Source organism: Pseudomonas sp. WS 5146, from assembly GCF_012985495.1.
Classification (GTDB): domain Bacteria; phylum Pseudomonadota; class Gammaproteobacteria; order Pseudomonadales; family Pseudomonadaceae; genus Aquipseudomonas; species Aquipseudomonas edaphica.
Map to the genome: position 1 here is coordinate 273,750 of NZ_JAAQWL010000009.1, position 20,242 is coordinate 293,991.

Genomic DNA, 20,242 nt, shown 5'->3' on the forward strand with positions numbered 1-20,242 from the left:
CATGACCTACCCAGCCAACTCATGCAGCCGGCAGTACTCTTCCCACCCCAACCCCGCCATCTGGGCGACTTCTTTATGCACTTCCAGGCGCTGAGCCTCAAAAGTTTCAGCCGACTCGGCCGTCAACTTGAGCGTCAGCTCCCAGGCAAACAGATTCTGGCGCTCAGCCTCGGCCTCGAAAGCTTCATGCAAGCGCTCGGCGCGATACTGCGCGAGGGTTTCGCCTTTGGCTTGGGCGGCCAGAGGGTTGAGGGTATCCAGTTGCGTCGCCACCTGGGGGTGTTCATTCAAGAAACGGTCCAGGGCGCGCTGGTGGTTATCACCGGGTTCTGACAAGGGCTTACTCCTGATGGGATGAAGTGAATAGATGGGGTCACGCACAAGGCTTTGCAATCAGCTGGCGGGCAATCGCCACGTAGGCGGGCAGGGTCGCTGGCCTGGGCATCGAGAAAACGGGTTTGAGGGCTGACCTGACGGCCCCGATACACCGCGCAATCTGAAATTAATTCTGAATAATTAATTGTAGTGCGGCAAAAGCCTTTCGCTACCGGTAGGTGGCCGTGTAGCGTTACATGGGATTTTTGGGCACTGCCAAGCATGGGCAGAAAGCGATACGGGCAGAGGGACGGGGCATGGCGCAAACGCTGTTCAAACTTTTCCTCACCCAACGCCTGGCGGCCTTGGCCAGTACCGAATCATTGCGCGCCATCCGTGAAGGCTTGCTGTGGATCCTGCCGTGCCTGCTGGTGTCTGCCGGTTTCCTGATCTTGGCTGAATGCGCCAAGGTGCTGGGCTTCGATCCGCAGGTGGTGGCCTTTCTGTCGGGGTTGCATAACCAGATCAGCTCGGTGATCCCGCTGCTGGTGGCGGCATCGATTGGCTACATGCTCGCCATCCAGCACCGGCTGCCACAATTGCCAGTGGCATTTTTGTGCCTGGCCCACGTGGTTATCGCCACCTTTGTATTGCGCGACTACCCGCGAGCATCGGCGACGTTTGTATTGTTTATCGCCATCGCTTCGCCGCTGTTGAATGTGCCGACGATCGCCTGGCTGCACCGTTTCCGCTGGACGCGGCTGGTCAACGAAGACTTGGTGGGCCACAACCTGCGCGGCACCATCAACATGGTGGTGCCCGGCGCGATTACAGCGCTGTTGCTGGTGGTGGTGTTGTCGTTGATGTTGCAGATTCCCTATGTGGCGCAGCTACAGGGGCCGCAGGTACTGGATGCATTGCAAACGCCGTATGGCAGCGGATTGTTTGTGACCTTGATGAATTCGCTGCTGTGGTTTTTCGGCATTCACGGTGTGTACGCCATGCAGCCGCTGTTTGATGTACTGGACCAGGCCGTAGTGCTCAATGGCGCCGCGCTGGCGGCGAGTGAACCGGTCAAGTACCTGCTCAACAGTGGCCTGCTCGGTTCTTTCGCGTTTATCGGTGGGTCGGGCGGGGCGTTGTGTTTGCTGCTGGCGATCCTGTTGTTTTCCAAAAGCCAAACCATGCGTTTGCTGGCAATGGCCAGTCTGCCGCTGTCGTTGTTCAATGTCAGCGAAGTGCTGTTGTTCGGCTTGCCGATCATCCTTAACCCACGCTTGTTTATCCCGTTTCTGCTGGTGCCGGCGTTCAACACCCTGCTGGCATTGACGGTGGTGCAGTTGGGCTGGGTATCGCCGGCGGTGGCCAGCGTGCCATTTACCGCGCCAGTGCTGCTCAATGCCTACCTCAGCACTCACGGCGACATGGCGGCGGTGGTGCTGCAAGTGGTGCTGTTGGGGCTGGGCACGCTGGTGTATGCGCCGTATGTGCGCGCGAATCATCGCCAGTCCAGTGAGGGTGGCACGGTGTACCTCAAGTCTTTGGACATGACCTTCCGTGGTCTCGAAGAGAAAGGCCGCCTGCTGGAATTGGACCCGGTGTTGGCGTCCCACAAGGCGGCCGCCCGTCAGGCAGTCGAACTGAGCCGTATCCAGCAGATCAGCGATTACGAGTTCTACCTGGAATTCCAGCCGCAAGTCTCGACCCGCACCGGCCTGTGCACCGGCTGTGAGGCGCTGATGCGCGCGCGGGACAGCCAGGGCACGGTGCATTCACCCTGGGAGTTCCTGCAATGGCTGGCCCAGGCGCGGTTGATGCCGGATGTTGATCTGTGGGTGGCGTCCCAGGCCGTGCGCCAATATCAGAAGTGGCAAAAGATCGGCTTTGCCTTGCCCATGACCATCAATATTTCCAGCGCCACGCTCACTCACGCAGGCTATGGCGAGCGCCTGGTGGAGATCCTCGCCCAGGCCTGTGGCCAGATCTCGGTGGAAATCACCGAAGATGCATTGGTGGGTGATGTCCAGGCCACCCGCCAGACCATCCAGAGGCTCCAGGCGATCGGCGCCAAGGTGTATATCGATGACTTCGGCACCGGGTTTTCGGCCTTGAGTTACCTGCATCAGTTTCCGGTGGACTTTATCAAGATCGACCGCAGTTTCGTGGTGGCCCAGCGCGATCCCAAAGGCGCCCAGGTGTTGACCGGCATGTTGCGCTTTTGTGAGGCGCTGAACCTGGGCGTGGTGGTCGAGGGCGTGGAGACCGCCGAGCAGTTGGCCTTTTTGAATACCGGCACCGAGCTGTTTATCCAGGGCTGGTATTTCAGCAAGGCGCTGCCCGGCGACCTGCTACCGGGCTTTGTCCGCAGACGTGCGGCGGCTCAGGCTTAAGCGTGGGCGGACGCGTATTCGCGCCGGGTTTGTTCAATCGCTTCGACCAGGTCGTCGATACCCGCCAGGCGTGCACGGTTGTCATGGTCCCAGGGGTGAAAGCCCGGTTTGAAATAGTGCAACCACGGCCGCAGCATGCGTGGGAACACGCCCTTGGGTCCGTATAGAAACTTGAGCATGCGCCAGAACCCCTTCAGGTGCCCACCGGCTTTGCGGTCGGCCAACAGCAGGCGCACATGGAAATCAAACACGACCAGCCAGAACAGCAGCGTGGTGGTCAACATGGTGCCGGTGCGCAACAGATAGCGCATCGGCCCAGGCTTGATCACGGTGTTCCACACATCGAACGCCACGGCCTTGTGCTCGGTTTCTTCAAGGGCGTGCCAGTACCACATCTGCTGGTAGCCCTTGAGTGACTCGCCAAAACGCGACGGGTCGCTGAGCAGGATTTCCGCGAGCATCGCGGTGTAGTGTTCCAGGGCGATGGTCACCGCCAGGTTGAACGACGGTGGCAGGTGTTTCTTTTGCAGGTCGAGGAAGAACTTCAGGCGCTTGTCGAGGGTGTGCGCCGGCAGACCGGCCGCTTGCAAGTGATCGTTGTAGGCCACGTGTTCGCGGCTGTGCATGGCTTCCTGGCCGATAAACCCCTGGATTTCTTTCTTCAACGCCGGGTCGTCGATGCGCTGGCGGTAGTGGCGCACGCTGTCCATGAAAAACAGCTCGCCCTGGGGAAACAGCAGCGACAACGCGTTGAAAAAGTGCGTGATGAACGGGCCTTGTTCGTGCCAGTCCTTGATGCGCTCGGCAGGCAAGGCAAAACGGATATCGCGACGGATCGGCAGCATGGTGCGTGCTCCTGTTCAGAGTCGGGTTTCGTCGTTGGTTTCGAACACCGGCGTGCGCGGTTTGGGCGCCATACGCTTGCTTGCGAACACCACCAGGGCCTGATAGGCCGCCGGCATGCACCGGGCGAGCAGGTCGAGAAAATACGCGTCGCGACCGATCAGCACGCGGCGCTTGTTCTTGCGTACGCCTTGCAGAATCACCTTGGCGGCCTGGTCGGCGTCGGTGATGAAGAGTTTTTCGAAGTCGGCGCGGGCCTGTTGCTCGCTGTGGATCAGAAAGCCGGTCATGTTCGCGTCGATGCGGCTGCTGCGGCAGATATCGGTGCGAATGCCGCCGGGGTGTACGCAGGTGGCGGACACACCGCAGCCTTGCAGGTCGAGCTCCTGGCGCAGGGATTCGGTAAAGCCGCGCACGGCAAACTTGGTCGCGTTGTAGCCGCTCATGCCCGGCTGGGCAAACAGGCCGAACACGCTGGAAGTATTGACCACATGCCCTTCGCCGCTGGCTTTGAGGTGCGGCAGAAACGCCTTGGTGCCATGCACCACGCCCCAGAAGTTGATGCCGACGATCCACTCAAGGTCGGCATAGTCCACACCCTCGACGGTGCTCGACAGCGCCACGCCGGCATTGTTGAAGATCAGGTTGACCTGGCCATGCTCGGCCGCGCAGCGTGCGGCCCAGTCTTGCACGGCCTGGCGGTCGGCCACATCGACGACGTGGGTGGTGATCATGATCGGCGACAAGGTTGAAGACTTGATCAGCGCGAGGGTGTGTTCCAAGCCTTGGCTGTTCTTGTCCGAAAGCGCCAGGTGGCAACCTTCGCGCGCCAACGCGAGGGCCAGGGCACGGCCCATGCCGGAGGCTGCGCCGGTGATTGCCGCCACGCGGCCATTGAATGACTTCATGACAGGCTGCCTTCTGCAGTGGGTTGCGGGGCCACAACCGCGCGCGGCGCGGAGGCCGGCAACGGGTTGGCGAGGTAGTCCTTGAGGGCAAAGTGCCGGGTGATTTGCTTGAAACGCCAGGTCGATCCGGGCCACAGCGTGGTGTTTTTGCCGGTGCGCGGGTCCAGGTACCAACTTTGGCAACCACCGGTGTTCCAGATGGTGCGCTTGAGCTTGTCCTGCAGTTGCTGGTTGTAAGCCTGTTCGATGGCAGGTTTGACCTCGACCGTGGCAATGCGCTGGTGCTGCATGTGCTTGAGCGCATCAAGGATGTAGGCGACCTGGGCCTCGATCATCAGAATCATCGAGTTATGCCCCAGGCCCGTGTTAGGCCCGACAATCAGGAACAGGTTGGGATAACCCGGCACCGTCGTACCTTTATAGGCGTGGGCGCCGTCGCGCCAGGCGTCCATCAGGTCGATACCGTCGCGGCCGATGATGCAGTCGCGGGGGAGTGGATCGGTGGCCTGGAAACCGGTGCCGAAAATCAGGCAGTCGGCCGGGTGCTTGATGCCGTCGCTGGTGATCACGCCATCGGCTTCGATGCGCAGCACCGTGTCGGTGACCACCTCGACATTGCTGCGTGACAGCGCCGGGTAGTAGTCATTGGAGATCAACACGCGCTTACAGCCGATGGTGTAGTCCGGCGTCAGGGTTTTGCGCAGGGAAGGGCGCGCCACCTGTTTGCGCAAGTGACGCAGGGCGATCTTCTGCACCATCTTCATCAGCCGCGGGTGCAGGGCAAAGCCCACCACGCGGCCTTCCAACGCCCAGTAAAAGGCGCCGCGCACCAGGCGTTGGGTAAACGGCAGGTGTTTGAAGGCCCAGCGTTCGAGCCTTGAAATCTCGCGATCCGGCTTGGGCATGATCCACGGTGGCGTGCGCTGGAACAGGTCCAGGTGCGCCACCTGCGGGGCAATCTGCGGCACGAACTGGATCGCACTGGCGCCGGTGCCGATCACCGCCACGCGCTTGCCTTTCAACGAATAGTCATGATCCCAGTGCTGGGAGTGAAAGCGTTTGCCCTTGAAGCTGTCCAGCCCTGGAATATCCGGCAACGCCGGGCGTGACAGGCCGCCCATGCCCGACACCAACACCCGCGCGCTAATCTTGCGGCCATCGCTGAAACTCAGTTGCCAGCGTTGCTGCTGCTCATCAAACACCGCACGTTGCAGGCCCATGCCGAAGCGCAAATAGGGCGCCAGCCCGAACCGCTGCGCGCAGTGCTCAAGGTAAGCGCGGATCTCCGCCTGTGGCGCAAATTGCCGCGTCCAGTTGGGGTTGGGCGCAAACGAATACGAATACACATGGGACTGCACGTCGCAGGCGCAGCCAGGGTAGTGGTTGTCACGCCAGGTGCCACCGAGGGTGTCGGCCTGCTCGGCGATAAAGAAGTCGGTAAACCCGGCTTCCTTGAGTTTGATCGCCATGCACAGGCCGGCAAAACCTGAACCGATGATGGCGATGTCGATGGAATCAGTGTGGGCATTCATAGGCTGTCCCTCATGGGCATCAGATGTGCTCCTGTTTTTGTTTTGTCTTTTAGATAGAACACCATTGCAAAGAAAAAATGAATTAATTATTTTAAAAAAGATTTTAAATAATCTACCTGAAAATATCGCCTACGCTAGGACCTTGTTCGCAATGTGCGCCTTGTCCGACAGACGCGCACGCTATGCAGCAAGTCCGGGTCCAGGGTGTGGACGGTGGCTGAGGCCTTGACCAATACCGGTCAGGGAGCAGCAGCAGGGAAGCAGAGGACCGAGCTATGGCGGTTGAATGGGTTGTTGCTGCGGGTGTGTTGGTGGGCGCCAGTGCGCTGCTGTGGGGCTTGAGTGCCTGGATGACACGGCGTATAGAAACCACCGTTCCGATCAACGGGCGTTTCGTCGAGGTCGATGGCGAGCGCTTTCACTATGTCGAAGAAGGTAAAGGCCCACCGCTGGTGATGATTCACGGGCTGATGGGCAGCAGTCGCAACCTCACCTATGCGTTGTCCGGGCAATTACGTGAACGCTTTCGGGTGATTACGCTGGACCGTCCGGGCTCCGGCTATTCCAGCCGTGGCGCACACACGGCGGCAGATCTGCCGGCCCAGGCCCGGCAGATTGCTGCGTTTATCAAGACCCTCGACCTGGATAAACCGCTGGTGTTGGGGCACTCCCTTGGCGGTGCGATTGCCCTGGCGCTGGCGCTTGATCATCCGCATGCAGTGTCCGGGTTGGTCCTGGTTGCGCCGCTGACCCACCCGCAGCGCCTGTTGCCGCTGGTGTTCCTGTCACTGGCCGTACGCCCGGCCTGGTTGCGTCGTTGGGTGTCGCACACCCTGACCCTGCCCGTGGGGCTTTTGACCAAAGGTTCGGTGGTCAAGGGCGTGTTCGCCCCCGATACCGCGCCACCGGACTTCGCCACCCGTGGCGGCGGGCTGCTGGGGATGCGCCCGGACAACTTCTACGCCGCCTCCACCGAGATCAACACAGTCAACGATCACCTGCCGGACATGGTCAAGCGCTACCCGCAACTGACCTTGCCCATCGGCCTGATCTATGGCGCGCGCGACAAGGTGCTGGACTTCCAGAAGCACGGCCAGGCCCTGGCCAGCAAGGTGCCGGGGCTGAAGCTGCAAGTGGTGGAGGGCAGGGGCCATATGCTGCCGATCACCGCCACAGAGCGTGTGGTGGCGGTGGTGGAGCAGATTGCCAAGCGCGTCAAACCGCCGCAAAACGACCCGCTTTCGCAACGGCCATTGGCCCTGGTGGGTAAGTAGCTGGGTAAGTAGCTGGGTAAATGATTGTGCAATCCGACTCGCGGTTCAACGGCGTCGATGCCTGCTTTAGACACCTGACCAAACGGCTGAAAAAGAGACTGCCCGGTCACGTTAAAAAGCCTTCGAGAAACTAGTTGACGACCTAACGATTCCGCGCTATTAATTTTAAAAAATTATTTCAATGTGTAATTTGAAACAGTTTTTGAAATGCCTAAGAGCGAATAAAATAATGAAAAAAACGCCTTTTATCGCATACCCAACCTGCCTCGTTCGGAGGCTGCCATGAATCAGACTATGGCAAGCCCAACCGTCTGGACCGACGGCAAGCGTCACCTCTGGTGGCTCGGCATCATGCCACTGGCAACCCCCTTGCTGTCCGGCGCCCTGGCAATTACCACCGGCGTACAGCAACTGTGGTGGGTCGGTGTGCTGGTGATCTTCGGCCTTATCCCGCTGATCGACGGCCTGCTCGGTGAAGACGTCAGCAACCCACCCGAATCCGCCGTCAACCACCTCGAATCCCAAAGCTACTACCGCTGGATCGTCTACACCGGTGTGCTGTTCGTCATCTCGTCGGTGGTGATCACCGGCTGGCTCGCCGCCGGCGGCATCGACTGGATCATCAGCGGCGGTCTGCTGAACGCCACCGCCCACCTGGACCCGTCGAGCTGGCTGGCCAAAACCGCCGCCTTCATTACCGCGCGTACTGAGTTGCACGGTGCGGTCAGCTGGTTCACTTACCTGGGCATGGCGATGTCCACCGGTGCTGCCACCGGCATTGCCATCAACACCGCTCACGAACTGGGGCACAAGCCCAAGCCGCTGGAAGTGTTCCTGGCTAAAGTGACCCTGGCGCCGACCTTCTACGGGCACTTCTACACCGAACACAACCGTGGCCACCATGTACGCGTCGCCACCCCGGAAGACCCGGCCAGCTCGCGCCTCGGTGAGAGTTTCTGGGCGTTCCTGCCGCGCTCGGTGTGGTTCAGCGCCGTGTCAGCCTGGAACCTGGAGCGCGAACGCCTGCGCAAACTCGGCCTGCCGGCCTTGCACTGGAAGAACGCGGTGCTCAGCGCCTGGATGTACAGCCTGGTGTTGTGGGGCGCGATGATTGCCTGGCTGGGCGCGGCAGTGATTCCGTTCCTGATCATCCAGGGTATCTACGGGTTCTCGCTGCTGGAAGTGGTCAATTATGTCGAGCACTACGGGCTTAAACGCCAGAAGTTGCCCAACGGTCGTTATGAGCGTTGTTCGCCTCGGCATTCGTGGAACAGTAATCGGATTGTCACCAATATCTTTCTGTTCCAACTTCAGCGCCACTCCGATCACCATGCCAACCCGACCCGCAGTTACCAGTCGTTGCGCCACTTTGATGAATCACCGCAACTGCCTTACGGTTACGCCAGCATGATTGTCTGGGCCTATGTGCCGTACTTATGGCGACGGCGCATGGACCACCGTGTATTGAACCACTATGCCGGGGATATCACCCTGACCAATCTTCAACCCTCACAGCGGTTGAAGTATCTGGAGAAGTACAGCAACAGCGCGACGCCGTTTTAATCTGAACTAACGCCTGTGTGGTTGAACTCGGGGTCTGTGTACCGCGCAGGCCTTCATCGCCCAGGATTCATCGGTTTTATTGCAAGTTAGTGGTTTGACCCTACAACAATAATTTCAAGGGAAGGACGTACACCATGCAAAGCCCTGCCACCTTTACCGCCCATGTCATTCTGGCCGCACTGGGCCTGATGGTTTACCAACAAGCCCAGGCTGCGCGTATCGAGCCGGCCGGCAGCGCCTTTACGGCCCAAGGCCCGATCAGCTTTTCCAAGGGTGCGTTGATCAGCGCCGACTGCACCATCAAAGTGGCCGGCAAGGTCGCGGCCAATGGGGCGTCGGTGAATGTCGATAAAGTTGAATTCGACGGCGGCCTGAAATGCAGCCGCGTCGAGGCCATCAACTTGCCGTGGGTATTGATTGCCAAAGACACTAAAAGCGGCTCGATGTCGAACATCAGCGTGGATGTGCATGCCTTCGGTTTAGGCGGCAAGTGCGGCCCGTCGACCGCCGACGGTACTTGGGATAACGCCACCGGCAAGTTGGAAGCGACGAATGTGCCAATCGGCGAAGACTGCAAGATCAAGACGGTGTCGATCAAGATGCCGCCGAACTTCAAAGTGGTCGAATAAACGAATTCTAAAACTGTAGCGGTATAGGTATTGAAATTTGGCTGGAAAGGGAAGTTCTGCAGTTTCACCGTGACCTCTCGATCATGGCCATTACCCCTGGCGAACTGACTCGCCATAACATGTGAGGAAAAACAATGAAAAGCTTGAAAACTCTCGTGTCGTTGACTGCTCTGGCTGTTTGCATGGGTGCTGCTTCCATGGCGAGTGCAGCCACTATTTCTCCTGCAGGCACGGGCTTTTCCACGCCTGCCGGGACCATTGCGGTGTCGTCGCCAGCGTCGTTCGGTGCGCCTGTTTCCTGCAATATCGTGTTCACCGGTAGTGTGGCCGCCGACGGTTCCGCCGCTGCTATTACGGGCGCGACTGTCAGTGGTGCCAACCCACTCTGTGGCGTGCCGGTGCTGCTGGGTCTGCCTTGGACCTTGACGCCAACCTCCACGAGCACCGGTGCAGGTGTGTATGCGGGTACCGTGTCCGGCGTCAACTTCAAGATTGTCAGCAACTGCGCCAGTGGCCCGGTCACTATCAATGTGCTCTACAACAACAACACCCACGCCATCACTGTTCCATCTGCTCAAACGGTCGGCAGCTGCAAAATCACTGCTCTGAACGCCGCTCCAAGCCCAGCACTCACTGTAAATCCTTGATAGCAACGCGTTGGACGTGATGATCACACGTTGAAATGCAGGTGCCCCTCTCGGGGCACCTGTTGAGGAAAACCAGGGACGGTAGGCCCGGCCGTGGTGGATAAAAATAATAAGGAGTGGAGCATGAATAATAAGAAACAACCGGCCCAGACGTTTATCGGCCTGGCATTGTTGGGCGGTCTCATGGTCGCGGGCGGTTCGGTGCAGGCCGGTGGCTTCTCGACTCCTACATTTGGTGCCCAAGGTTGGGGTCGTGCGTTCGGTGGTGGTTCGTTGTTCAAGGACGACCCGTCCTCGGCGTACAACAACCCGGCTGCCATGGCGTTTATCGATCAAACTATCGCGCAGCAAAACGTCATTTATGCGCGCGTCAATATCAAGTTCAAAGGCAATGCCACTGATTACAAAGGCGACCCAGCTTCTGTAGGGGTATTGGACGAGTTTGGTGGCGTTACCTCTACGCCGCGTACGGGTGATGGTGGCGAAGGCGGGTTCACCGCTTGGCTGCCGACCGGGTTCCTGGTGATACCCATTAACGATCGTTTCAGTGTTGGTTTAAGCCAGGTGGTGCCCCAGGGGATGAAGTCGACCTGGGACCCGGATTGGAAAGGCCGCGATTTTGCCGTAGACACCAAAATCGAAACCGTGGGACTGACCGGTTCGCTGTCCTTCAAAGTTAACGATCAGTTCTCTATCGGTGGCGGCGCCATCGTTCAGCATACGAGTGGGTTTGTCAGCCAGAACGTCGACTTGTACGCAGCAGCGGCAGTTTCACCGGGGCTGGGCGGCTTTGGTATTCCCTTTCCATCCGGAGTGGGCCAATCGCTGATTCGGGTCAAGGTCGATAATACGTCTGTGGGCTGGTTTGGCGGCATGGCGTGGAAACCCACCGACCAGGATACCGTTGGCTTCAACTACCACGCCAAAATCAAGAACAAGCTGGAGGGCAAGTACAAATTCAATGCCGACCCAGGAAGTCGGTTACTGATGACTGACGTAGGCGGCGACGGCTTGACGCTGGTTGAGCGCGCTTACCCAGGCTTGAAACTGTTCCCGGACGGTGCCAACGCCAGCACGCAACTGGACATCCCGGCGACTGCTGCCATCGACTGGGTACACGTGTTCAATGACCGCTTCACCCTGGGCGCCAGTGCCTTGTGGACCCAGTGGTCGTCCTTCAAGGCCCTGACGTTGAAGTCTGACGGCAATACCATTGTGTCGATTCCTTACAAGTACAAAGACGTGATGATGTACTCGCTGGGCGGCGACTATAAGCTCACTGACGATTTCACTCTGCGTGCCGGTGTTGCCTATGATCAGACGCCTACCCGTGACTCCACGCGTGACCCGCGCATTCCTGACGGTGATCGTTATTTCGCCTCGTTGGGTTTTGGCTACAACATCAAAGCGGTTCCAGGCTTGAGTGTTGACGGCGCCTACTCGCGGCAGTTTGTACAGGAGGTCAAGCTCAAGACCGTCAACGAAGATCGCCTTGGGGCTGCGCGCCTGGATGGAAAGGTGGACAGCAAAGGGGAGGTGGTAAGCCTGTCGGCCACGTATAAGTTCTAACCCACAATCTGTGCGTGCTCAGGTGTGAAGTGGTCAGTCAGCGCATCTTTCTGGCGCTTCACACCCGTGCTGCAAATGTCCTGGTTTTAATGTTTTCCCAATGCAGAAACTGGCTGACTCGATCAGCCTATTTTTTTTCGTCAAAGCATTAAATAAAAATTTCAAAACAAAATTTGAATTTGTCCCTTCAAGTTTGTAGTGTGGTTTTACGCCCTCGTTCATCCCGAACGAGCGACGCGCATGCCATACCCTGAATTGAGTAGAGGTATCCCCATGGTTATCTGGTTATTGTTGGGTGTCGCCGCCGCGATTGCCCTGGCCTATCGACAAGCTGCTGCTGCCCTGTGGTTGGGCGTCGGCCTGGTCTGGCTGGCGCTTGGTTATCTGTTCAATGTGGTCGCAGGCTTTGGCGCCAGCGTCGTGGCCATTCTGGTGGTACTGCCCGCCGTGCTGATGACGATCAAGCCGCTGCGCCGCACGCTGCTGACCAGCAAGGCCCTGGGCCTGTTTCGCACGATCATGCCGGCGATGTCCGACACCGAGCGCGCGGCCATCGAGTCCGGCACCGTGTGGTGGGACGCCGAGCTGTTCAGCGGCAAGCCCAACTGGCAGCGCTTGCTGCAAGCCGCGCCTGCCAGCCTGAGCGCCGAAGAGCAGGCGTTTCTCGATAACGAAGTGGAAACCCTCTGCGACATCGCCAACGACTGGGAAACCACCCAAGTCTGGCAGGACATGTCCCCCGAAGGCTGGCAGTACACTAAGGACGCCGGGTTCCTGGGCATGATCATTCCCAAGCAGTACGGCGGCAAAGGCTTCTCCCACTTTGCGCATTCGCAGGTGGTGATGAAGCTGTCGACGCGTTGCTCGGCCGCGGCGATTTCGGTGATGGTACCCAACTCCCTCGGCCCGGCTGAACTGCTGCTGCATTACGGCACCGATGCCCAGCGCAATTACTATTTGCCGCGCCTGGCACGCGGCGAAGACATCCCGTGCTTTGCCCTCACCAGCCCGTATGCCGGTTCCGATGCCGGGGCGATTCCAGACCTGGGCATCGTCTGCAAAGGCGTGCATGAGGGCGAGGAAGTGCTGGGTTTCAAAGTGACCTGGGACAAGCGCTACATCACCCTCGGCCCGATTGCCACGGTGCTGGGCCTGGCGTTTCGTGCCGAAGACCCGGATGGCTTGCTCGGCAAGGCTGGTTCGCTGGGCATTACCTGTGCGTTGATCCCCACCTCCCACCCGGGCGTGAACAGCGGTCGTCGGCATTGGCCGCTGAACGCGGTGTTCCAGAACGGGCCGACCACCGGCAAGGATGTGTTTATTCCGCTGGAATGGGTGATCGGCGGCCGCGAACAGGTCGGCAATGGCTGGCGCATGCTGATGGAATGCCTGGCAGCCGGGCGCGCCATTTCGCTGCCGTCGGCCAACGTCGGCCTGGGCAAGGTCGCGGTACGTGGCACCACGGCTTATGCGGCGATGCGCAAGCAGTTCGGCCTGCCCATCGGCAAGTTCGAAGGCGTACAGGCGCCCTTGGCGCGCATGGCCGGGCATTTGTATGCCTGCGATGCGGTGCGCAAGGTCTCGGTGGCGTCTTTGGATGCTGGTGAAAAGCCCTCGGTGATCTCGGCGATTGCCAAGTACCACGTCACCGAGCGCGCGCGGATGATCGTCAACGACGGCATGGACATCGTGGCCGGCAAAGGCATCTGCATGGGGCCAAACAATTTCCTGGCTCGCGCTTACCAGCAAAGCCCGATTGCGATCACCGTGGAAGGCGCGAACATCATGACCCGCTGCCTGATCATCTTTGGCCAGGGGCTGATTCGTTGCCATCCGTATGTGTTCCGCGAGATGGAAGCGGCGCACAACCCGGATCGACGCAAAGCCCTGGAAGCCTTCGACAGCGCGATGTTCGGCCACCTGAGTTTCGTGTTGGCCAATACCGTGCGCGCTGCGGTGCATTCGCTGACAGGCGGGCGGCTGCTTGCCGCACCGGCCAAGACCGACCCGGCGCTGGCGTCCTACTACCGCCAGGCCAATCGGCTGTCGGTGGTGCTGGCATTGATCTCGGATGTGTCCATGGGCGTGCTCGGCGGTGCGCTCAAGCGCAAGGAAAGTATCACCGGGCGCTTGGGCGATATTCTGTCGCAGCTGTACATCTTGTCCTGCGTGCTCAAGCGTTTTGAGGACGACGGGCGGCCCCAGGCCGACTTGCCGCTGGTGCACTGGTCGGCCCAAGACGCGTTGCTGCGTGCCCATGAAGCCCTGGCCGAAGTGCTCGACAACTACCCGTCGAAACCGGCGGCAGCCGTGGTGCGTGCCTTGAGTTTCCCGTTCGGTATTCCCCAGCACAAACCCTCGGACCGCCTGCTGGCCCAGGTGGCCGATGTGGTGCAAACCCCCGGCGAAACCCGCGACCGCTTGCTGGCCAATTCCTACATCCCGCGCCCGGAAATCGACAAGCTGGCCTATGGCGAATTGGGCTTCCGGCTGTTGCCGCAGGTGGAGCTGATCGAGGCGCGGCTCAAACCCGCGATCAAGCAGGGCCTGATCGAACCGATGCCGATTTCCGCCACCGCCTTTACCGCCTGGCGCGTCAAGGCGCGGGCGCTGGACCTGATCAGCGATGAGGAAGACGGCTTGCTCGGGCGTTACGTGGAATATGCCGACCACGGTATTCAGGTTGACGACTTCCCGCAGGATTTTGGCTTGTTGGAGGCTTTGCAGCAGCGCAAGCAAGCCTTGGAGCCGACGACCAAACGCCGCAGCAGCCAAAGCGAAAACGCCTCAGTTAGTTAACACGGTCAGTGTGGGAGCTGGCTTGCTGTGGCGAGCAAGCTTGCTTGCGCTGGGGTGCGAAGCGCCCCCAAAAGCGGGCTCCAGCTACGCTGTCGAACGGGAGCAAGCTCCCTCGCCACAGCAAGCCAGCTCCCACACTGGATCGGGTTTACAGGGAAAGAATGTTTTATGAGTGACAACTACCTATCCTTCGTCAATTCCCCCTGGGGCCGGCGCCTGGCCCAGGCCATCGGCCTGCCGCAACCCTTGCCCTTGCAACGCCACCGCAGCGGCCAGCAAGGCCTGGCCAACCCGGTGATTGTCGCCGGGGCAGGGCGCCTCGGTGCGCAGGTGCAACAGCTCTTCAAAGACACCGATACCGTCGTCGCCACGCCGGCAACCCTCAAGGCACCGTCCACGGTCAAGGTGCAGGGCGCGGTGTTCGACGCCACGGCCGTGCTCGACCTGCAACAACTCGACGAGCTCTACCTGTTCTTCCACGCCAATGCCAAGCGCCTCGGCCAGCACGGCCGCGTGGTAGTGCTCGGCACGGCGCCGGAACATTGCCAGGACTTGCCCCAGGCCATCGCCCAGCGTGCCCTTGAAGGGCTGGTGCGCTCGCTGGCCAAGGAATTGCGCCGTGCAATTACGGTGCAGTTGATCTACGTGGCGCCGGGCGCCGAAGACGCACTGGACAGCAGCCTGCGGTTCTTTTTATCGCGCCGCTCGGCCTATGTGTCGGGCCAGGTGGTGCGCCTGGACAAACCCGTGGACGCCCAGGGCACGGTGAACTGGGACAAACCCTTCGCCGGTCGCCGTGCCCTGGTCACCGGCGCCTCACGTGGCATTGGCCTGGCAATTGCCCAGGTGCTGGCCCGCGACGGTGCTCATGTGGTGTGCGTGGACGTGCCCCAGGCCCAGGCAGCGCTGCTTCAAGCCGCCGACAGTGTGAACGGCTCGGCCTTGCCGCTGGACATCACCGCAGCCGATGCGGCCGCGCTGTTGCAGGCGCATGTCAGCCAATACGGCGCATTCGACGTGGTGGTGCACAACGCCGGGATCACCCGCGACAAAACTATCGCCAAGATGACCGAAGCCGCCTGGCGCAGTGTGCTGGCGGTCAACCTCGAAGCGCCGTTGCAGCTCAGCAGCGCATTGTTGGAGGGGCAGGGCTTGAACCCTGGCGGGCGGATTGTGTGCGTGTCGTCGATTTCCGGTATCGCTGGCAACCTCGGGCAAAGCAACTACGCCACCTCCAAGGCGGGCGTGATTGGCCTGGTGGAGGGCCTGGCACCCCAGGCGGCCGCGCTGCAAGTCACGGTGAATGCGGTGGCGCCGGGGTTTATCGAAACCCAGATGACCGCGAAAATCCCGCTGATGATCCGTGAGGCCGGGCGGCGCATGAACTCACTGTCCCAGGGCGGGCAGCCGATCGATGTGGCCGAGACCATCGCCTGGCTGGCGCACCCGGCGTCCGGCGGGGTCAATGGCCAGGTGGTACGCGTGTGCGGCCAAAGCCTGCTGGGAGCCTGAACCATGGACTATGTGACGCAGATCATCGACCCGCCACCGTCGCGCACCCAGCTGTTGCTGGACGGCGTGCGTGCGCTGCGCAAACCCAAGCTTGACGGGCCGCCGCCGCTGCCCACCGCGCGCCTGGTGCGCTCGGCGGTGGAGCTGAGCGCTGCTGGCATCGCCGCCTATGGCCGCGCCTGCGGTTTTCGCCGTGAGCAGGGCGTGCCGCTGTCCTATCCGCATGTGCTGGCGTTCCCACTGCATTTGATGCTGCTGACCCGGCCGAGCTTTCCGTACCCGGCCAGTGGCATGGTGCACCTGGCCAATCGCATTCGACAGCACCAGCGTTTGCGCGAAGGCCAGGCGCTGCGCCTGGAAGTGTACTGCGAGCGCTGGGTGGCGCACCCCAAGGGCCAGGCGCTGAGCATCGCCACCCGCGCCTTTGCGGCGGATACGTTGGTGTGGGAAAGCGACAGCCTGTACCTGCGCCGCGACGTCAAAGACCCGCTCGGCGAACCCTGGGACGACGCGCTGCCCTTGCAGGAAGACGGCCTGTTGCGCACCCAGCGCTGGATGCTGCCGGCCGACCTGGGGCGCCGGTTTGCCAAGGTCTCGGGGGATTTCAACCCGATTCACACCTTGGTGATCGGCGCCAGGATCTTCGGCTTTCGCCGCGCCATCGCCCATGGCATGTGGACCCTGGGCCGCGCACTGGCGGCGCAACAACCGCCGGGCGGGCTGGATCAGGCGCAAGCGCATTGCGACTTCAAGCTGCCGATCTTCCTGCCCGGCCAGGTCGCGCAATGGAGCCGCCCGGTGACCGGGCCGCGCCGTGAGTTTGAAGTGCGCAATGTTGCCGGTGATAAACCGCATATGCGCGGGCTATTTATCTGGAACGAGAGCCATCAATGAGTGACTACAGTTTCAACCCGGCCCCGACCCGCCGCGTGGCGATTATCGGCGGCAACCGTATCCCGTTTGCCCGTTCCAACACCGTGTATGCCCACGACAGCAATCAGGACCTGCTGGTGGCGGCCCTGCAAGGCCTGGTGGAGCGCTATCACCTGCACGGCCAGCGCCTGGGTGAGTTTGCTGCGGGCGCGGTGATCAAGCATTCGCGGGATTTCAACCTGGCGCGTGAGGCGTTGCTGTGCACCACGTTGTCGCCCGAAACGCCCGCTTACGATGTACAACAAGCCTGCGGCACTGGCCTGGAAGCGGCCTTGCTGGTCGCCAACAAGATCGCGCTCGGCCAGATCGAAGTGGGCATCGCCGGTGGCGCCGACACCACCTCCGATGCGCCCATCGGCATCAACGAATCGCTGCGCCACACCTTGCTGGCGGCCAATCGCGCCAAGGGCATGGGCGCCAAGTTGAAGACCCTGCTGAAGGTGCGCCCGTCGATGTTTTTCAAACCGCTGCTGCCGCGCAATGGCGAGCCGCGTACCGGTTTGTCCATGGGTGAACACTGCGAAGAAATGGCCAGGCGCTGGCAGATCAAACGGCTGGCCCAGGATGAGCTGACCCTCACCAGCCACCAGCGCCTGGATGCGGCCTATAAACGCGGTTTTTTCGATGACCTGATCAGCCCCTATCGCGGGCTGGCGCGTGACAACAACCTGCGTGCCGATGCCAGCCTGGAGAAGCTCGCGGGCCTTTCGCCCGCCTATGATCGCCAAAACGGCACGCTCACGGCGGGTAACTCCACACCGCTGACCGATGGCGCCTCAGTGGTCTTGCTGGCCAGTGAAACCTGGGCTGCCGAGCAGGGGTTGCCGGTGCTTGCTTACCTGCGTACCGGCGAAACCGCCGCGGTGAACTTTGTCGACGGCACCGAAGGCTTGTTGATGGCCCCGGCGTATGCCGTGCCGCGCATGCTCAAGCGTGAGGGCCTGGGGTTTGCCGACTTTGACTTTTTTGAAATTCACGAAGCCTTTGCCGCCCAGGTGCTGTGCACGCTCAAGGCGTGGGAAGACCCCGAGTATTGCCGCGAGCGTCTAGGCTTGGAGGCGCCACTGGGCGCCATCGATCGCAGCAAGATGAACGTCAATGGCGGCTCCCTGGGCTGTGGCCATCCGTTTGCCGCCACCGGTGGCCGGCAACTGGCGGCGCTGGCCAAAACCATCCATGAGAACGGTGGTGGGCGCGGCCTGATTTCGATTTGTGCAGCCGGCGGGCTGGGCATCACCGCCATCGTCGAAAAATAGCCTGATCAAAAACAACAATAAGGAGACTGCCATGAACGCTGTAAGCCAGGAACACACCGAACGGGTCTGGTTGAACGCCTACTTGCCGGGCGTGCCGGCGGACATCGAGGCCGGTATCGAGGCCTACCCGTCGCTGCGCGAGGTGTTCCTGGAGCACCTGGAAAAATTCCGCGAGCGGGTCGCCTACGTCAGCATCGGCACCGAAATGACCTATGCCGACTGGCAGGTGCAAGGCCAGGCGTTTGCCGCGTGGCTACAGGGCCAAGGCGTGAAAAAGGGCGACCGGGTGGCGCTGATGATGCCCAACTGCCTGCAGTACCCGATCTGCCTGCTGGGCACGATCCTGGCCGGTGCGGTGGTGGTCAACGTCAACCCGTTGTACACCTCCCATGAACTCAAGCATTTGCTCAAGGACAGCGAAGCCGAAACCCTGGTGATCTTTGAAAACTTCGCCCACACCTTTGAAAAAGTCGCGCAGGGCAGCCGTGTCAAACGCGTGGTGGTGGCGGCCATTGGCGATCTGCTCGGCACCTTCAAGGGCGCGGCGATGAACTTCATCCTGCGTCGCGTGCAAAAACAGGTGCCAAAATTTCACCTGCCCGGCGCTGTGCGCTTCAACAACGTGTTGAAACAGGGACGGGCGCTGAACCATTTTCCGGTGGAGATGCACCTCGATGAGCTGGCGTTTTTGCAATACACCGGCGGCACAACGGGGGACGCCAAGGGCGTGATGCTCAGCCACCGCAATATCATCGCCAATTTGCTGCAAGCCAAGGCCTGGGTCGGGGATCAGTTGGACCAGGACAAGCAGGAAACCAACGTGACCTTGCTGCCGCTCTATCACATCTTTTCGCTGACGGTGAATTGCCTGATGTTCATGTGCCTGGGCGGGCGCAATATCCTGATTGCCAACCCACGGGATGTGAAACGGGTGCAGATGATCTTGCGCAAGGAGCGTTTCAACGGCATTGCCGGGGTCAACACCTTGTTTAACGGCTTGCTCGAAAACAAAGAGTTCTGTGCGCGGGATTTCTCTGACCTGCGCATGGTGATTGCTGGCGGCATGGCCACGCACACGGCGGTGGCCAAGCGCTGGAAGGAGGTCACTGGGTTGCCGATTATTGAAGGTTATGGGCTGACCGAGTGCTCGCCGGTGGTGAGCATCAGCCCGATCAACATTGCTCGCATGCGTGAGATGGAATTCACCGGCAGCATCGGTGTGCCGTTGCCGTCGACCTGGGTGCGGTTTATGCGTGAGGACGGCGAGCTGGCGGACATTGGTGAACAAGGTGAACTGCAAGTGCGTGGCCCGCAGGTGATGCAGGGGTACTGGAAGCGGCCCAAGGAAACGGCTGAAGTGTTGGATACCGAGGGCTGGTTGTCCACCGGGGACATTGGGGTGATGGATGAGCGTGGGTATATTCGTCTGGTGGATCGCAAGAAAGACATGATCCTGGTTTCGGGGTTTAACGTGTATCCCAATGAGATTGAAGACGTGGTGGCGTTGCACCCCGGTGTGGGGGAGGTGGCGGCGATTGGTGTGGAGGATCCGGTGACGGGGGAGAAGGTCAAGATCATCGTGGTGCGCAAGGACCCGAGCTTGACCCAGGAGCAGATTCTGGCCCATTGCCGGGAGTATCTTACGGGGTACAAGGTGCCCAAGTATGTGGAGTTTCGCAGTGTTGAGTTGCCCAAGACTACAGTGGGTAAGGTACTGCGGCGGGCGTTGCGTTGATTTGATTTGAGGGTTAGGGGCTTTAAGTGTGGGAGCTGGCTTGCCTGCGATGGCGGTTTGTCGGTGTACATATCCGTTATTCGGGTAACGGCGGCTTATGGTTCCGCTCTTACAGCGGGTCACTTTTGGCAAACGCCCCAAAAGTAACCAAAAGGTCTTCGCCCCACCACTCGGTGCCTCGCTTAGGCTCGGCATGCCCGCACTCCGGCTTGAATCCGTGGGCCACCGCGATGGGCCATCCTTGGCCCAGCGCGGCTAACCCGGCGTCCTGCCGGGTTACCCACGGATTCAAGCCTGCGTTCGGCCATCGTGGTTAACGGGGCGCCTCAGATCAAAA

General features: G+C 60.6%; 15 protein-coding genes. 11 read left to right on the top strand and 4 right to left on the bottom strand.

Annotated features, from left to right (window positions below):
- Nucleotides 1-6: 6 nt before the first annotated feature.
- A complete protein-coding gene (locus tag HBO41_RS22520) occupies nt 7-336 on the bottom strand; it encodes a DUF6388 family protein (protein WP_169987799.1) in 330 nt (109 codons plus the stop codon).
- A gap of 296 nt (nt 337-632) precedes the next feature.
- Between HBO41_RS22520 and HBO41_RS22525 the strand changes: the two genes are divergently transcribed.
- On the top strand, nt 633-2,705 hold the full coding sequence (locus HBO41_RS22525; protein ID WP_169987801.1) for an EAL domain-containing protein: 2,073 nt from the start codon (nt 633-635) through the stop codon (nt 2,703-2,705).
- On the opposite strand, the gene HBO41_RS22530 is transcribed toward HBO41_RS22525, so the two are convergent.
- Genes HBO41_RS22530 through HBO41_RS22540 form a run of 3 tightly spaced genes read right to left on the bottom strand, consistent with a single transcriptional unit; the run spans nt 2,702 to nt 5,988 of the window.
- Nucleotides 2,702-3,550, bottom strand: a complete 849-nt coding sequence (locus HBO41_RS22530; RefSeq protein ID WP_099547831.1) for a metal-dependent hydrolase — start codon at nt 3,548-3,550, stop codon at nt 2,702-2,704. The two genes, HBO41_RS22525 and HBO41_RS22530, sit on opposite strands and share 4 nt — an antisense overlap.
- A gap of 15 nt (nt 3,551-3,565) precedes the next feature.
- Entirely contained in the window at nt 3,566-4,456 is an 891-nt protein-coding gene (locus tag HBO41_RS22535) for an SDR family oxidoreductase (protein ID WP_169987804.1), read from the bottom strand.
- Nucleotides 4,453-5,988, bottom strand: coding sequence for an NAD(P)/FAD-dependent oxidoreductase (locus tag HBO41_RS22540; RefSeq protein ID WP_169987806.1), 1,536 nt, complete (start codon nt 5,986-5,988; stop codon nt 4,453-4,455). The genes HBO41_RS22535 and HBO41_RS22540 overlap by 4 nt, the downstream gene beginning before the upstream one ends.
- 275 nt (nt 5,989-6,263) lie before the next feature.
- On the opposite strand from HBO41_RS22540, the gene HBO41_RS22545 reads away from it, so the two are divergent.
- The 10 genes from HBO41_RS22545 to HBO41_RS22590 all read left to right on the top strand — a co-directional run bounded on the left by HBO41_RS22545 (nt 6,264) and on the right by HBO41_RS22590 (nt 19,905).
- Nucleotides 6,264-7,262 carry an alpha/beta fold hydrolase gene (locus tag HBO41_RS22545; protein WP_099547833.1) on the top strand — a complete coding sequence of 333 codons (999 nt, stop codon included), beginning with the start codon at nt 6,264-6,266 and terminating at the stop codon, nt 7,260-7,262.
- A 282-nt stretch (nt 7,263-7,544) separates the two neighbouring features.
- The gene (locus HBO41_RS22550; RefSeq protein ID WP_099547834.1) at nt 7,545-8,825 is read left to right on the top strand and encodes an alkane 1-monooxygenase; all 1,281 of its coding nucleotides are present in this window, start codon (nt 7,545-7,547) and stop codon (nt 8,823-8,825) included.
- 134 nt (nt 8,826-8,959) lie between these two features.
- Nucleotides 8,960-9,454, top strand: coding sequence for an alkane oxidation protein activator PraA (praA, locus tag HBO41_RS22555; RefSeq protein WP_017136810.1), 495 nt, complete (start codon nt 8,960-8,962; stop codon nt 9,452-9,454).
- A gap of 134 nt (nt 9,455-9,588) precedes the next feature.
- A complete protein-coding gene (gene praB, locus HBO41_RS22560; RefSeq protein WP_017136809.1) occupies nt 9,589-10,101 on the top strand; it encodes an alkane oxidation protein activator PraB in 513 nt (170 codons plus the stop codon).
- A 123-nt stretch (nt 10,102-10,224) separates the two neighbouring features.
- On the top strand, nt 10,225-11,670 hold the full coding sequence (locus tag HBO41_RS22565) for an outer membrane protein transport protein (protein ID WP_017136808.1): 1,446 nt from the start codon (nt 10,225-10,227) through the stop codon (nt 11,668-11,670).
- A gap of 273 nt (nt 11,671-11,943) precedes the next feature.
- Nucleotides 11,944-14,469: an acyl-CoA dehydrogenase gene (locus tag HBO41_RS22570; protein ID WP_169987808.1), complete on the top strand. Its 2,526-nt coding sequence runs from the start codon at nt 11,944-11,946 to the stop codon at nt 14,467-14,469.
- 168 nt (nt 14,470-14,637) lie between these two features.
- Complete coding sequence (locus HBO41_RS22575; RefSeq protein ID WP_169987810.1) at nt 14,638-15,981, top strand: 3-oxoacyl-ACP reductase; 1,344 nt, start codon at nt 14,638-14,640, stop codon at nt 15,979-15,981.
- 3 nt (nt 15,982-15,984) lie between these two features.
- Nucleotides 15,985-16,875, top strand: a complete 891-nt coding sequence (locus tag HBO41_RS22580) for a MaoC/PaaZ C-terminal domain-containing protein (RefSeq protein ID WP_169987812.1) — start codon at nt 15,985-15,987, stop codon at nt 16,873-16,875.
- Nucleotides 16,872-18,170 carry an acetyl-CoA C-acetyltransferase gene (locus HBO41_RS22585; protein WP_169987814.1) on the top strand — a complete coding sequence of 433 codons (1,299 nt, stop codon included), beginning with the start codon at nt 16,872-16,874 and terminating at the stop codon, nt 18,168-18,170. The genes HBO41_RS22580 and HBO41_RS22585 overlap by 4 nt, the downstream gene beginning before the upstream one ends.
- A gap of 31 nt (nt 18,171-18,201) precedes the next feature.
- A complete protein-coding gene (locus HBO41_RS22590; RefSeq protein ID WP_169987816.1) occupies nt 18,202-19,905 on the top strand; it encodes an AMP-binding protein in 1,704 nt (567 codons plus the stop codon).
- Nucleotides 19,906-20,242: the final 337 nt, after the last annotated feature.